General features: G+C 66.1%; 11 protein-coding genes. 7 read left to right on the top strand and 4 right to left on the bottom strand.

Annotated elements, in window-relative coordinates:
- Nucleotides 1-252 precede the first annotated feature (252 nt).
- Nucleotides 253-1,386, bottom strand: a complete 1,134-nt coding sequence (locus GH266_RS20950) for a type III PLP-dependent enzyme (protein WP_158195568.1) — start codon at nt 1,384-1,386, stop codon at nt 253-255.
- Nucleotides 1,387-2,036: 650 nt separating this feature from the next.
- The gene (locus GH266_RS20945; RefSeq protein ID WP_158195567.1) at nt 2,037-2,972 is read right to left on the bottom strand and encodes an EF-hand domain-containing protein; all 936 of its coding nucleotides are present in this window, start codon (nt 2,970-2,972) and stop codon (nt 2,037-2,039) included.
- 201 nt (nt 2,973-3,173) lie between these two features.
- Between GH266_RS20945 and GH266_RS20940 the strand changes: the two genes are divergently transcribed.
- The 3 genes from GH266_RS20940 to GH266_RS20930 all read left to right on the top strand — a co-directional run bounded on the left by GH266_RS20940 (nt 3,174) and on the right by GH266_RS20930 (nt 6,061).
- On the top strand, nt 3,174-3,902 hold the full coding sequence (locus GH266_RS20940) for a response regulator (protein ID WP_158195566.1): 729 nt from the start codon (nt 3,174-3,176) through the stop codon (nt 3,900-3,902).
- Nucleotides 3,899-5,371: an ATP-binding protein gene (locus GH266_RS20935; protein ID WP_158195565.1), complete on the top strand. Its 1,473-nt coding sequence runs from the start codon at nt 3,899-3,901 to the stop codon at nt 5,369-5,371. The genes GH266_RS20940 and GH266_RS20935 overlap by 4 nt, the downstream gene beginning before the upstream one ends.
- Before the next feature lie 339 nt (nt 5,372-5,710).
- Entirely contained in the window at nt 5,711-6,061 is a 351-nt protein-coding gene (locus GH266_RS20930; protein WP_158195564.1) for a PilZ domain-containing protein, read from the top strand.
- Between the two features lie 356 nt (nt 6,062-6,417).
- Here the strand turns inward: GH266_RS20930 and GH266_RS20925 are convergent, their stop codons facing one another.
- Complete coding sequence (locus GH266_RS20925; protein ID WP_158195563.1) at nt 6,418-8,592, bottom strand: malate synthase G; 2,175 nt, start codon at nt 8,590-8,592, stop codon at nt 6,418-6,420.
- A 260-nt stretch (nt 8,593-8,852) separates the two neighbouring features.
- On the bottom strand, nt 8,853-9,752 hold the full coding sequence (locus tag GH266_RS20920) for a LysR family transcriptional regulator (RefSeq protein ID WP_158195562.1): 900 nt from the start codon (nt 9,750-9,752) through the stop codon (nt 8,853-8,855).
- 86 nt (nt 9,753-9,838) lie between these two features.
- Between GH266_RS20920 and GH266_RS20915 the strand changes: the two genes are divergently transcribed.
- From GH266_RS20915 to GH266_RS20900, 4 genes are all read left to right on the top strand, one after another.
- The gene (locus GH266_RS20915) at nt 9,839-10,411 is read left to right on the top strand and encodes an NAD(P)H-dependent oxidoreductase (RefSeq protein WP_158195561.1); all 573 of its coding nucleotides are present in this window, start codon (nt 9,839-9,841) and stop codon (nt 10,409-10,411) included.
- A 3-nt stretch (nt 10,412-10,414) separates the two neighbouring features.
- Complete coding sequence (locus tag GH266_RS20910; protein ID WP_158195560.1) at nt 10,415-10,831, top strand: DUF6220 domain-containing protein; 417 nt, start codon at nt 10,415-10,417, stop codon at nt 10,829-10,831.
- 248 nt (nt 10,832-11,079) lie between these two features.
- Nucleotides 11,080-12,072: a DMT family transporter gene (locus GH266_RS20905; RefSeq protein WP_342354283.1), complete on the top strand. Its 993-nt coding sequence runs from the start codon at nt 11,080-11,082 to the stop codon at nt 12,070-12,072.
- 85 nt (nt 12,073-12,157) lie between these two features.
- A complete protein-coding gene (locus tag GH266_RS20900; RefSeq protein ID WP_158195559.1) occupies nt 12,158-14,701 on the top strand; it encodes a cation:proton antiporter in 2,544 nt (847 codons plus the stop codon).
- Nucleotides 14,702-14,983 lie beyond the last annotated feature (282 nt).

Here is a 14,983-nt window from a genome sequence, read left to right as displayed (position 1 = left end):
CCGGCCAGGACTTCTCCGCGGCTGCGGAGCTGGCGGGCGACGTGGTTGCCGGGGCGGACCTGGCGGCCTTCTTCTTCGCCGCCGGGGTCTTCGTTTCGGTCATGGCGAGTGTCCTTCTGCTTGCAACGTGTCGGCATGGCGCGCAACGGGCAGCGGCCGCCATGGCTGGACCATAACGCCGGCCGGCCGCTTTCGCGACCGGCCGGCTCGGAGTTTTTCGGGATCTCTATAGGGCGTGATTCTGGGTGACCGTCAGATGACGTAGGAGCGCAGGGGCTCGAAGCCGTTGAAGGCCACCGCCGAATAGGTGGTGGTGTAGGCGCCGCACGCCTCGATCAGCACCTTGTCGCCGATCGACAGGCTGACGGGCAGCTCGTACGGGGTCTTCTCGTAGAGCACGTCGACGCTGTCGCAGGTCGGGCCGGCGAGCACGCAAGGGGTCTTGCGGTCTTCATCCTTCTCCGTGCGAATCGGATAGCGGATCGCCTCGTCCATGGTCTCGGCCAGGCCGTTGAACTTGCCGATGTCGAGGTAGACCCAGCGGATCTCGTCCTCGGCCTCGGACTTCTTCGAGATCAGGACCACCTCGGCCTCGATCATGCCGGCATCGCCGACCATGCCGCGGCCCGGCTCGATGATCGTCTGCGGGATGCGGTTGCCGAAGTGGTTGGCCAGGCCGCGCAGGATCGCCTCGCCGTAGCGCGGCACGCCCGGGACGTCCTTCAGGTAGCGAGCGGGGAAACCGCCACCCAGGTTGACCATCGACAGCACGATGCCGCGCTCGGCCATCTCGCGGAAGATCGCGGCGGCAGAGCCCAGAGCCGTGTCCCATGCGTCGACATTCGCCTGCTGCGAGCCGACGTGGAACGACACGCCATGGGCGACGAGGCCCAGACGATGGGCATGCTCGAGCACCTGCGGCGCCATGGAGGGCGCGCAGCCGAACTTGCGCGACAGCGGCCAGTCGGCGCCGGCGCCATCGCACAGGATGCGGCAGAACACCTGCGCGCCGGGGGCGGCACGGGCGATCTTCTCGACCTCGGCCTCGCAGTCGACGGCGAACAGGCGCACACCCAGCTCGAAGGCACGCGCGACATCGCGCTCCTTCTTGATGGTGTTGCCGAAGGAAATACGCTCGGGGCCCGCGCCGGCGGCCAGGGCCATCTCGATCTCCGGCACCGAAGCGCAGTCGAAGGAGGAGCCAAGGCTGGCGAGCAGCGCCAGGATCTCGGGAGCCGGGTTGGCCTTCACCGCGTAGAAGACGCGGGTATCCGGAAGGGCCCGCTCGAACGCGAGATAGTTGTCCTGGACGATGTCGAGGTCGACGACAACGCAAGGCCCGTCGCCTCGTCGCTGCCGGAGAAAGTTCTTGATGCGCTCGGTCATGGCATTCACCCGCAAGTCCGAATTCCGGTACAGGTGCATATGCGATCGCGTCTCTCGCCCGCTTTGGAGACGGGGAGAAAACGGACGCCATATGCAACGGTCGGGTTCGACGCCTGCATAGCGCAAGCGTGTCGCCGTTCCGCGATTGCTGCCTTGGATTGGATCGGGTGTCCCGAACCGCACGGCCGGCAATGATGTAACAAGTGCCTCTTCAGTGACCCCGGGACTTGGAAACCCGGCAGAGACCAAAAAAGCCCTCTTACGTCGTTGCTTTAAGCCATCCGTTTTGTCGCTCTATTCCGGACAGGTCCGGGCCCTTTTGAGCGACTGCCACCTTTCGGTTGGACGACCACGGGCACGTGCGAATTTGGGCAAGGGGAGATATGAATCAGGAATATGTCTTAATCAAGGGAAAAATCCCTCCGCCAGGCGCATTTTTTGCGCCTCTCCCATGCATTTCCGCATTTCCTGTGACTTTTGCCGACAGGCGAAACAGGCCGGGCCGCACGAGACCGGCGACACGCTGCCGCCGCAGGGGAATCAGGCTCTCCCGGCCGATGCAGAAGCCCCCTTTCCAACGCGAACGGCGGGACACGAGGTCCCGCCGCTTGCACGGTTCAGTGACGAGGTCGCACGGGGAAGGCGCGTCCTCAGTTGTTGCCGCCACGCGGGCCTTCGCCGCGCGGTCCTTCACCACGCGGGCCTCCGCCACGCGGGCCATCGCCACGCCCCTCGCCATGCCAGCGCTTGCCGTCGCGATCCCGCATGCCGCCGCGCGGGCGGTCTTCGCGGGACAGGGCACCGTCGCCATTGCGATCCATGCGGGCAACGAGGCCGGCGAAGGGACGCGCCGCTTCCTCGCGGGTGATGGCAAGGTCGCCGTCACGGTCGAGCCGCTGGAAGGCACGCACCATGCGGCTGTCTGTTCGCTCGGCCCAGATCGTGCCGAACTCCTCGAGCGTCAGGGCCTTGTCGCCATCGGCATCGGCAGAGGCGAAGGCACCGGCCCGGGCAGCACGAATCTCGTCGCCGGTCACGTTGCCGTCGCCGTCAGCGTCGAAGCGCTCCATCATCCGGCCATGTCCGCGCGGACCGCCGCGGCCCTTTTTGTCGTCGTCGCCGTCGCGCTGCTCCATGCGGGAGATCATGCGCTCCATACGGCGATTGTACTCGTCCTCGGAGATCTTGCCGTCGCCGTCACGGTCGAGGCGCTGGAAGGCGCGAACGCGGCGCTCGCTGAACTCGGTCTGGTAGGCGACCTTGAACTCGTCCAGCGTCACCTTGCCGTCGCCATTGGCGTCGGCGGAGGCGAAGGTCGATTCCACCTTGGCGTCGATCTCGGCCTGGGTCACCTTGCCGTCGCCGTCGGTGTCGAAGCGCTCCATGAACATGCGGGCCATGTTGCCCCGCCGGCCATGATGCCAGCCGTGCTTGCCGCCACGATGGGACTGGTGCCAGCCCGGCTTGCCGCCGTCGCGACCCCAGCCCTGCATGCCGCCGTCACGGTCGGCAAAGGCGGGCATGGCGGTGGTTCCGACCAGCGCCGCGGCGAGGGCGGCCAGCGTGATCTTCTTGAAAGTGGTCATCGCGTCATCTCCTTGTCGGTCACTGCGATGACACCGGTCTAGCGGCCGCTTGTCGCTGAAATGTGCCCGCAACACCGCCTTTGTGTCGCAACCTGTGGCGGTCTGCCCACACGTTACATCTGGATACAATTGCGGTTTCCCTGCCGATGCGGGCAGCGATATCTAGAGTGCGAGGGAGACAATTCGAGGCGGAAGCGACCCATGAGCGAAAGCGGGCACCATATTCTCGTCGTCGACGACCACCGCGACATTCGCGAGTCGCTGGCGCGCTATCTGCGCAAGAACGGGCTGCGTGCCTCGGTCGCGGAAAATGCTGCCCAGGCGCGCAAGTTCCTGAAGGCGGCAGCGGTGGACCTTGTCGTGCTCGACATCATGATGCCCGGCGAGGACGGCCTTTCCCTTTGCCGCTCGCTGGTGGAAAGCGGCACCATGCCGGTGATCCTGCTCACCGCCATGGCCGAGGATACCGACCGCATCGTCGGACTGGAGATCGGCGCCGACGACTATGTCACCAAGCCGTTCAACCCGCGCGAACTGCTGGCCCGTATCCGCGCCGTGTTGCGCCGCTCCTCCCAGGTTCCCAAGCAGCGCGACCCGATAGAGGCGGAGACGCTCACCTTCGCCGGCTGGCGCCTCGACGTGCCCAAACGCCTGCTCACAGGGGAGGACGGCGTTGCCGTGCCGCTGTCGACCGGCGAGTTCCAGTTGCTGATCGCCTTCCTGAAGCGCCCTCGCATGGTGCTGTCGCGCGACCAGCTGCTCGACATCACCTCCGGCCGCAGCCCGGCCGCCTTCGACCGCTCGATCGACAACCAGGTCAGCCGCCTGCGCCGCAAGATCGAGCCCGACCCGAAGAACCCGGAGCTCATCAAGACCGTCTGGGGCGGCGGCTACACCTTCACCGCAGAAGTCGAGGACATCGTCGCATGACGACCCGCTTGCGTCCCTGGCCGCGCTCGCTGGCCGGCCAGCTTGTCGCCCTGCTGCTGATCGCGGTGGTGCTGGCCCAGATCATCACGCTTTGGCTCTTCGCCGGCGAGCGGCGGGTGGCGCTGGTGGAGCTTGCCCGCAACACCATCGTCTCGCGCACCGTCTCTCTGGTACGCCTCGTCGAGGCAGCGCCGGAGAGCCAGCATCCGGACATGCTCCGGGCCATCTCCAGCCGCTTCCTCTGGTACTGGATCGACGACACCCCGGCCCTTGCCGAAGCCGGAAGCGGCAAGACCGACAAGCGGATTGCCGCCATGCTCGGCGAGGAGCTGAATGCCGGCAAGACGATCCGGGTCGACGTGTCGCGGCGCGCGGTCTCCCACGCCCCGCCTTCGCGCCGGCGGATCGATGTCGGTGACAGCGAGGGGGAAGACGAGGCTGACGACCAGCCGGAAGACCGGCAGGCCCGCGACCGCCCTGCCCCGCACCATCACGGCAGCTGGCGCGCCGCCCCCGTGTCGCTGACGCTGTCCGTGCAACTGTCGGACGGACGCTGGCTCAACGGAGCCAGCCGCTTCCGCGTGCCGCGCAACACGCTCCTGCCGGTTTTCGTCACCGTGGCGCTGATGGCAACCGCCATTGTTCTCGTCATCGGCCTGACCGTGCGCCGCCTCACCCGCCCCTTACGGGATCTGGCGGCGGCCGCCGGACGGCTCGGCCGCGGCGAGGATGTCGAGCCGCTGCCCGAGAGCGGGCCGTCGGAGGTGCGCGGCACCATCCAGGCCTTCAACGTGATGCAGGACCGGCTGACCCGCTTCGTGCGCGACCGCACGCGCATGCTGGGCGCGATCAGCCATGACCTGCGCACGCCGATCACCTCGTTGCGCATCCGTGCGGAGTTCATCGATGATGACGAGAACCGCGAGAAGATGATCGAGACGCTCGACGAGATGCAGCGCATGGTCGAGGCAGCGCTGGCCTTTGCCCGGGACGAAGCCTCGCGCGAAGTCGGCGCACCGACGGATCTCGGCGGCTTCATCGACGCCATCGCCGAGGATTATCGCGACATCGGCAGGCCGGTGGCCTTCGACCCGCCCGAGGGCGGCCGCATCGTCGTGTCCTGTCGGCCGTTCAGCCTCAAGCGTGCCATGCGCAACCTCATCGACAACGCGGTGCGCTATGGCGGCGACGCCACGCTGCAGCTCTCGGCCGAGACCGGGCAGGCGGTCATCACCGTGCGCGACCATGGCCCCGGCATTCCGGAAGAACGGCTGAAGGACGTGTTCGAGCCCTTCGTGCGGCTGGAGGAATCCCGGTCGGAGGAGACCGGCGGCATCGGTCTCGGCCTGTCCATCGCCCGCTCGATCGTGCATGCGCATGGCGGCACCTTGACGCTCGCCAACCATCCCGATGGCGGCCTGGAGGCGCGAATCGCCCTGCCGATGGATGACCGCCCTGGTCGCCGCTGAGGCGGCCAGGAGCGCAACGACACCGCCTCTCCTTCAGGTTGCGCAACCCGCACCACTCCGCGCGACAGCAACAACCCCATGACCCTGCGTCATATTTTACGATCATCTGACAATCTGATCGATTTTTGACGTCGCGTATCCCTCATGTTTTTATCTATTATTAGTAAAAACCCCTGCTCATACGCGAATATCGGCAGTATCCTTGACCGTACAACTGCCGAGAGGAGGAGCAGACAGGCGGATGGACTCCGGACGGGAGAATATTCGTCTTCCTGAATATTTGCAGACCAGGGGAGGATGGGGACCCTGTCATCGCGAAATCGCTACATGCCATCGACGATGGCGCAGAAGGAACGTCGGCAATCGCCCAGGGCGGAGGGCGAAATCCCGGTTGTCATCATGACGATGCGTGGGCCGATGGCCGCGCGCATGACCGACCTCAGCCTGACCGGCTGTCGGATCCGCTGCACGGACCTGCCGAACTTTGCGCTCAGCGTGCGGATATCGATCGCCGGCCACGGGCTGGACCTGCGCGCCGAGCAGCGTTGGCGCCGGGGCGAGGACAGCGGCTGGCGCTTCATCTACAGCGACCGGGAGCAGGAGCGGCTGAAGGAAGCGCTCCATCGCATCGGCCGCATGCGGAACACAGCCGAGACCATTGTCCAGCCGTTCCGCTCTTCGGGGCGCTAGGTCGTGAACTCATAATTCTGGCGAGAAACGGTCTGCGCGAACCTGATCGGATACAAGGAGCAAGTCCGCAGGAAACCGTCCGGTTTTCAAGGTCTTGCGACGCTGTTGCCGGCAGGTTCGCCCAGACCCGAAGGGCGTCGGCCCGACTTCGATCTGCGGCGTCGGACCGCTCGGCCGGGGGACCTGCCCCGGCCATCACGCTCCTCCTGGCATATCATTGCCGGGCCAGACGCCGTTTCCGGCACAATTATGAGTCCACGACCTAGAGCCGTCGCCGGTTGCGGTGCCCCTTGAAAGAGAAAGCCTTCCGGCCCGACGGCCGGAAGGCTTCATCCGTTCTTGCGTGGTGCGACGTGTCAGCCGCGGGCGGCGGCCTTCGCCTCGAGGCGGCGGGCATGCAGCACCGGCTCGGTGTAGCCGGACGGCTGCTCGCGGCCCTTGAACACCAGGTCGCAAGCGGCCTGGAAGGCGACCGATCCGTCGAAGTCCGCGGCCATCGGCGTGTAGAGCGGGTCGCCCGCATTCTGGCCGTCGACCACCTTTGCCATGCGCTTCATCGTCTCCATCACCTGTGCCTCGGTGCAGACGCCGTGGCGCAGCCAGTTGGCGATGTGCTGGGACGAGATGCGCAGCGTCGCGCGGTCTTCCATCAGGCCGACATTGTTGATGTCCGGCACCTTGGAGCAGCCGACGCCCTGGTCGACCCAGCGCACCACGTAGCCGAGGATGCCCTGCGCATTGTTGTCGAGCTCGGCCTGGATTTCCTCCGCCGACCAGTTCGGCCGCTCGGCGACCGGGATCGACAGGATGTCGTCGAGGCTGGCTCGACCGCGGGCCTTCAGTTCCTTCTGGCGGGCAGCGACGTCGACCACATGGTAGTGCAGAGCGTGCAGGGTCGCGGCGGTCGGCGACGGCACCCAGGCGGTGTTGGCGCCGGACTTCGGGTGACCGATCTTCTGCTCCAGCATCGCCTTCATCAGGTCGGGCATGGCCCACATGCCCTTGCCGATCTGGGCGTGGCCCGGCAGGCCGCATTCCAGCCCGACGTCGAAATTCCAGTTCTCATAGGCCTGGATCCAGGCGGCCTGCTTCATGTCGCCCTTGCGGATCATCGGGCCGGCTTCCATCGAGGTGTGCATCTCGTCGCCGGTGCGATCGAGGAAGCCGGTGTTGATGAAGCAGACGCGCGAGGCGGCCGCACGGATGCACTCCTTGAGGTTGACGGTCGTGCGCCGCTCCTCGTCCATGATGCCCATCTTCAGCGTGTCGGCAGCAAGGCCCAGCGCCTGCTCGATCCGGCCGAACAGACGGTTGGCAAAGGCGACCTCGTCGGGACCGTGCATCTTCGGCTTGACGATATAGAGCGAGCCGGCGCGCGAGTTCATCCGCCGTCCGCCACCGGCCGGGCCGCCCGTACCGATGTCGTGCATGGCGATCAGCGCCGTCATCATGCCGTCGAGAATACCTTCCGGCACCTCCTTGCCGTCGCGATCCAGGATCGCCGGCGTCGTCATCAGGTGGCCGACATTGCGCACCAGCATCAGGGAGCGGCCGTGCAGCGCCATCTCGCCGCCCGCCGGCGTCGTGTAGGTCCGGTCGCCTTCCATCCGGCGCACCATCTCGCGCCCGCCCTTGGAGAAGGAGGCGGTGAGGTCGCCCTTGAGCAGGCCGAGCCAGTTTCGATAGGCGACGACCTTGTCTTCCGCATCGACGGCAGCGACCGAGTCCTCGCAGTCCATGATGGTAGAGACGGCCGACTCCAGCACCACGTCGGAGATGCCCGCCGGATCGGTCTTGCCGATCGGGTTGCTACGGTCGACCGCGACTTCGATATGCATGCCGTTCTTGACGAAGAGCACGGCGGCCGGAGCGGAGGCCTCGCCCCGATAGCCGGCGAACTGCGCCGGATCGGACAGGGTGAGAGCCGTGCCGCCCTCGCCTGCGACCTTCAGCTTGCCGCCTTCGACGGCAAGTCCGGCAACGCTCGACCAGGGCGCCGACAGCGGCACGCGCTCGTCGAGCAGCGCCTTGGCGTGGGCCACCACCTCGGCGCCGCGCGCCGGATCGTAGCCGCCGCCCTTCGGCAGGGAGCCCATGGCGTCGGTGCCGTAGAGCGCATCATAGAGCGAGCCCCAGCGGGCATTGGCGGCATTCAGCGCGTAGCGGGCGTTGGTGATCGGAACCACCAGCTGCGGACCGGCGATGGAGGCGATTTCCGGGTCGACATTCTGGGTCGTCACCGAGAAGGCAGCGCCCTCGTCCACCAGATAGCCGATCTCCTTGAGAAAGGCCTTGTAGGCGGCAAGGTCGACCGGGCCGGGATGGGCGCGGTGCCAGTCGTCGATCTTCGCCTGCAGCGCATCGCGGCGGGCCAGCAGATCGCGATTCTCCGGCGCCATGTCGTGCACGATGGCCGACAGGCCCTTCCAGAACGCGTCCGCCGTCACGCCGGTGCCCGGCAGGGCCTCCTGCTCGACGAAATCCCGCAGTTCCGGGGCAATCTTCAGGCCGGCAATCTCGATACGGTCCATGGCGGTCGGCACTCCCTGATCGACATCTGTGCGTCTTGCTGTTGCGGCGCTCCCTCGGATGCGTCCGTCCGGCCGCCTCCGGCTTGCGCGGGCGGCACGGTCTTCACAAAAGACGATGCCGGGAAGCCGGGCAAGGGCAGATGATGGCTGCGTGACGGACGAAAACCGCGAGGGAACGGTTCGAGCTTCATCAAACCGCAAGAGACCTTTCCCGGTCAATCTTGCACAAATCGAAAAGACTTGATCCTCACGGGAAACAATCAGCAAAAGTCCGACACCATGATCTCCGCCAGCACCTGCGCCACATATCGCAGGGCCGTGTCGCCATTGCGGCGAGTGTGCCAGGCGAGATGCAGCACGAAACCCGGCACCGGAACGGGAGGTGCGAAGGTCGCAAGGCCGCTCGCAGGCGGTAAGCAGCGCGAGGGCAACATGGCGATCAGGTCGGAGCCGGCGAGCAGCCCGGGCACCATCTGGAAGGTCGGCACGACGACCCCGACACGTCGACGCAGGCCCTTTGCGGCAAGCGCCGTGTCGAGTGGACCGCGCGTGTCGCCCCGGCCGGAAACCAGCACATGCGGATGGGCGAGCCAGGCTCCGAGGTCGAACTCCCGCGCCGCCGGGTGATCGGCTCGCATCGCCACCACGTAATATTCGCTCACCAGTTCCGTGCGCACCAGATCGTCTTCCGCCGGCGGAAAGACCGACAACGCCAGATCGCTGCTGCCGGCGACGAGCCCGGCTCGCGCTGCATCCGCCCCCTGCCAGGGCTGCAGCACGAGATCGATGCCCGGTGCGGTGCGGCCCAGATGTGCCATCAGCGGCTGCATCACCAGCACCGCCGGGTAGTCGGCCATGCTGATTTTAAGCGTCTGGTGGATCTTTGCGAGCGGCGTCGGCGTCGGGTCGACCATCTCGACGACACCGGCAAGAAGGGTCTTCAACGGCGCCCGCAAGGTCTCGGCCCGCTCGGTGCGGCGCATGGTGCCGCGTCCGCGCTCAAGGAGTTCGTCGCCGAACAGCCCCCGACATCGTTGCAGAGCCGCCGAGACGGCAGGCTGCGTCAGGCCCAACCGCTCTGCAGCGCGACTGACGTGGGCCTCGTCGAGCAGGGCGTCGAGGATCACCAGCAGATTGAGATCGACACTTCTTAAATTCATGAAATCTATAATAAACTATATTTCTTATCGATTGGATTAATTTCTTGAACACTCTCACCCTCCTTGCCATCGCAATGGAGACGAAGATGGCCAAGTCGCTGATCCTGCTCTTTCACCCCGACCCGTCGCGTTCTCGCGCCAACACCGCGCTCGCCCGGGCAGCGGAAGCCGTGCCCGGCACCGAAGTCATCGACATGCAGGCCCGCTTTCCCGCCGGGCTGGAGATGGCGCGTGACGGAGCGACCGAGGCCGCACGGCTGATTTCCGCCGAGCGGATCGTCCTGCAGTTCCCGCTCCACTGGTACGCACCTCCGCCACTCGTGCAGTCGTGGCAGGCCGCCGTTCTCACCCGCATGATGTATCTGTTGCCGGATACGGAAGGGGCCTACCTTGCCGGCAAGCCACTCAAGCTCGCCGTAACCACGGGCGGTGCGGCCAATGCCTATCGCAACGGTGGCCGCAACCTGTTCCCGATCCCCGAGATGCTGGCTCCGATGCGCGCCACCGCCAACCGCTGCGGCCTTGCCTGGTCGCGCCCCTTCGTGCTGCACGACGCCGACAGCCTCTCGGCGGAGCAGTTGGAGACAGCCGCGCGGAACTACGCGGCGGACCTCACCGCCTGGCGGGCAGAATCACCCCCGTTATTTGCAGAGGCCTGAGCCATGACCGACACCGCTCACGACACCCTGGTCGATCTTGGGCGGGGCACGCCCGCTTGGTTCACCCTGTCCGGCCGGCTTCTGCCCGCCGGCCTTCTCGCTCAGTTCCTCACCGCCGGCCTCGCTCTGTTCGGCGAAACCGGCGACTGGACCGTGCATACGGCACTTGGGTCCGCCATCGCCGTGCTGATCCTTTGCCTTGCCGGCGGCGCGCTTGCGATACCGTGGCTGCGCGGCTTCGGCTGGTGGGCATGGCTTGCGGCCCTGCTCTACCTGGTTCAGGTGGCGCTCGCCGCCGGCGATGCGTCCCGCTTCCTCGCCTTTCACCCGGCCAACGGCGCGCTGCTTTTGACCGTTAGCCTCGTGCTGCTCACCAAGATAGAGCGCCGGCAGGCGCATGTCCGCAAAGTGGCGACCTGACCCGTCGACCGACAGCACGTCCCGGGACAGGTTCGTCCCGGCGGGACCCGTTAGGGAGAGAGGTCGCGCTCATTGCACCTGATCCCGGACGATAGTCCTCACGGCCGTCAGCCCTGCGTCTGGTGCAATGCCCGGTCCCGCCCGCGTGGCTTGCATCGCCCGTCGCAATTCGTCATACGATAGAGGCAATTCTTCGATCCCGCGCCGGCGCGACACGCCTACGGTGCGGGCCACCCCAGCAAGTCCGGATGACGGAATGCCCCGGCAAGACGGCCGGCGAGCATCCCGCTCCGGCGCGGATCCATGGCCCCATGTCGCAATCCGGCTCGCCCCTTCTCACGCGCTTCTTCAACAAGCCGATCCTCCTGCTGGTGCTCACCACGATGTTCTGGGGCGGCAATACCATCGCCGGCCGCCTGGCCATCGGCGAGGTCTCGCCCATGGCCGTCGTCCTGTTGCGCTGGATCGCCGTTTCCGGGCTGCTCCTGGTGCTTTACGGACGGCAGGTCCGGGCCGAATGGCCGACCCTGCGGCGCCACCTGCCGATCCTCATCGCCATGGGCATGTTCGGCTTCACCGCCTTCAACGCGCTGTTCTACATCGCGGCCCACAGCACGACCGCCGTCAATCTCGGCATCATCCAGGGGTCGATGCCGATGTTCGTGCTGCTCGGCGCGCTGGTGATCCTGCGCACGCCGATCCGGCCGCTGCAGGCGCTCGGCGTGCTCGTCACCATGGCCGGCGTCGCCTTCATTGCCGCCCAGGGCGACCTGTCGCGCCTGGCGGGTCTTGAGGTCAATATCGGCGATGCGCTGATGATCATCGCCTGCCTGCTCTACTCGCTCTATGCGGTGCTGCTGCGCAAGCGCCCGCCGGTCTCCGGCATGGTGTTCTTCACCGTGCTGGCAGTGGTCGCGGCGGTCACCTCCGTGCCGCTCTTCGCCATCGAGGTGTCCCAGGGCGCGCTGCAATGGCCGACGCCCAAGGGCTGGCTGGTGATCGCCTATATCTCGATCTTCCCGTCCTGCCTGTCGCAGATCTTCTTCATGCGCGGGGTAGAACTGGTCGGACCGGGGCGCGCCGGCGTCTTCATCAACCTGGTGCCGATCTTCTCCTCCCTGCTGGCCGTGAGCCTGCTCGGCGAGCCGTTCCATCTCTACCATGCCGCGGCGCTGTGCCTGGTTCTGATCGGCATCGCGCTTTCGGAGCGCAAGGCGCGCCAACCTGCGCCGGCCACCTGACCGGCCGCACAATCAACACCGAAAATTTCGGGGGACGACGCGAAAGGGTCGCGTCATTGTCGAAATGTGGCAAGATAGAGGGAACATGCAAGCGCCCCTCTTCATCGCAGCCATCGCCGGCCTCCTCGTCGTCATCTCGCTCATCCAGCCGCTGGCACGGCGGCTGAAGGTGGCCCCGTCCGTGTTGCTGGCGCTTGTCGGCACCGCGATCGGCGTCCTGGCCGGCTGGCTGCTCTACACGCCCAGCACCGATGCGTTCAACCAGATCGCATCCGTCTTCGTGAACCTGCCGCTGAACTCGCAGGGCATTCTCCACCTGTTCCTTCCCATCCTGCTGTTCCAGACGACGCTGACGCTGGATGTACGCCGCATGGCGGACGATGCAGGCGTGATCTTCGTGATGGCCGTGGTCGCGGTGGTCGTTGCAACCGCCTTCATCGGCTTCGCGCTCACCCCCTTCACCACGGTGCCGCTGCTCGCCTGCCTGCTTCTGGGCGCCATCGTCGCCACCACCGACCCGGTCGCCGTCGTCGCGATCTTCCGCGACATCGGCGCACCCGCCCGCCTCGGCCGGCTGGTGGAGGGCGAGAGCCTGCTCAACGATGCCGCCGCGATCGCCCTCTTCGTCATCCTGCTCGGATCGCTGACCGGCGGCGCGGCCCCCACGCTCGCCGACGGCATCGAGCTGTTTCTGTGGAGCTTTTCCGGCGGCATGGCGCTCGGCTATGTCGGCGGCCAGATGTTGGTGCGCCTCCTGCCGCTGGTGCGCGATTTCCGCCTTGCCCAGGTGACGCTCAGCGTCGCCATGCCCTATCTGGTCTACATCATCGCGGAAAACCTCATCGGCGTATCCGGTGTCGTTGCCGTCGTCGTCGCCGGCATCGTGATCAATCTCGCCGGTCCCTCGCGCGTCACGCCGGACGGCTGGACCTATCTCAACGACGTGTGGGACCAGATCGCCTTCTGGGCCTCGTCTCTGATCTTCATGCTGGCGTCGATCCTGATCCCGAAGCTGCTTGTCGATGTCGGCTGGTACGACATCGCGCTGCTCGGCATCGTCGTGGTGGCCGCACTTGCCGCGCGCGCCGTCGTGCTGTTCGGATTGCTGCCGCTGATGAGCCTGCTGCAGCTGTCGCAGCCCGTCAGCACGCCATTCAAGACGGTGATGCTGTGGGGCGGAATGCGCGGCGCCATCACGCTGACGCTGGCGCTCGGCGTGACCGAGAACATTGCCATCGACCCGCAGGTGAAGCGCTTCGTCGCGGTGCTCGCGACCGGCTTCGTGCTGTTCACCCTGCTCGTCTACGGAACGACGCTGAAGCCCTTGATCAAGGTGTTCGGCCTCGACAAGCTGCCGCCGCTCGATGCGGCAATGCGCGCCCAGGTGCTGGCGCTTGCACTGGCCAACGTGCGCGAGGGCGTGTCCCGCGCGGTCTCCGAATACCACATCGCCCCGGCCGCGGCGGAGGAGACCGACCGCCGCTACCGCGAGCGCCTGGTCGAGGCGCAGGGCCTGGACGGGGGCATGGACGAGATCCTCGACCGCGACCGCATCACCGTCGGCCTCGTGTCCATCTCCAACCGCGAACGCGAGATCGTGCTGCGCCATCTCCGCGAGCGCACCGCTTCGATCCACACGGCCGAGGAACTGCTGGCGCGCATCGGCCGCATCGCCGACCGGGCCCGTGCCGGCGGCCGTATCGAATACAACCGCGCCGCCCGTCAGGCCCTCGCCTTTCCCCGCACCATGCGGATCGCCCAATGGCTTCAGCGGAACCTGAAATACGACCGCTGGCTCGCCCGCCTGCTCGGCGACCGCTACGAGATGCTGCTGCTGAACCGGATCGTCCTCGACGAGTTGATCGCCTTCACCAACGAGAAGATCGAGCCCCTGCTCGGACGCCGCGTGGTCGAGATCCTGACCGAGATCCTGCTCGGCCGCCGCGAGGCGACGACCACCGCGCTGGAGGCCCTGCGGCTGCAGTATCCCGACTATGCCGACAGCCTCGACCAGCGCTTCCTGCAAAAGGCGGCGCTGCGGCTGGAGGAAGATGCCTATCGCTCGCTCTACGCGCAGAACCTCATCGGCACCGAGCTCTATTCCAACCTCTCGCAAGGGGTGAGCCACAGCCGGGAGACTGCCGACACGCGGCCGAAGCTCGACATGGGCATGCGTACAGAGGAACTGACTGCGCAGCTGCCGCTCTTCCGGGACCTCAGCGAGGACCGCATCCGGGCGATTTCCCGGCTGATGCGGCCGCTTTTTGCGGTGCCCGGCGAGTTGCTGATCCGCAAGGGCGAGCGGGGCGACACTGCCTACTTCATCTCTTCCGGCGCCGTCGAGGTGATCACCGAACATGTGCGCGTACGCCTCGGCCGCGGCGATGTCTTCGGCGAGATCGCGCTGCTGACCGGCCAGCCGCGGACGGCCGACGTGCGGGCGCTCGGCTACTGCAACCTGCTGGTCCTGTCGCGAACCGACTTCCGCAGCCTGACCGACAAGGATCCCGCGTTGAAGCAGCACATGGCGACCATGGCCGCCCAGCGCCGACAGATGAATGCCACTGCGGTCGAAGACGACACCCTTGCAGACGAAGAATCCACGGAAAACTCGACGGAAGAAAGTTGATCAGCCAAACAAAGCTTCAGGTTGCAATTTCGATCATGAAAATCATGAGTAGATTTTTAATCGCTTAAGTTGTATCTACTGTTTTATTCCCCGAAACATCTTGACGACTCACCCCGCTCAACATCTAATTTCAAATGTCATGAAGTGATTTGCATGACTTTCGTGCGCCAGTGCGCCGCAAAGTAATTTCAAACGCCCGGTTTTTGCGTCGATGGGCGGCTTTTATCGCCCAAAGAAGACCGGGGGGCCAGCTGGCGCTTTCCTGAGCTGTCGTATTTTATG

This window comes from Stappia indica, assembly GCF_009789575.1.
In the GTDB taxonomy this organism is placed as follows: Bacteria; Pseudomonadota; Alphaproteobacteria; order Rhizobiales; family Stappiaceae; genus Stappia; species Stappia indica_A.
This window is presented reverse-complemented; position numbering and strand designations above follow the sequence as displayed.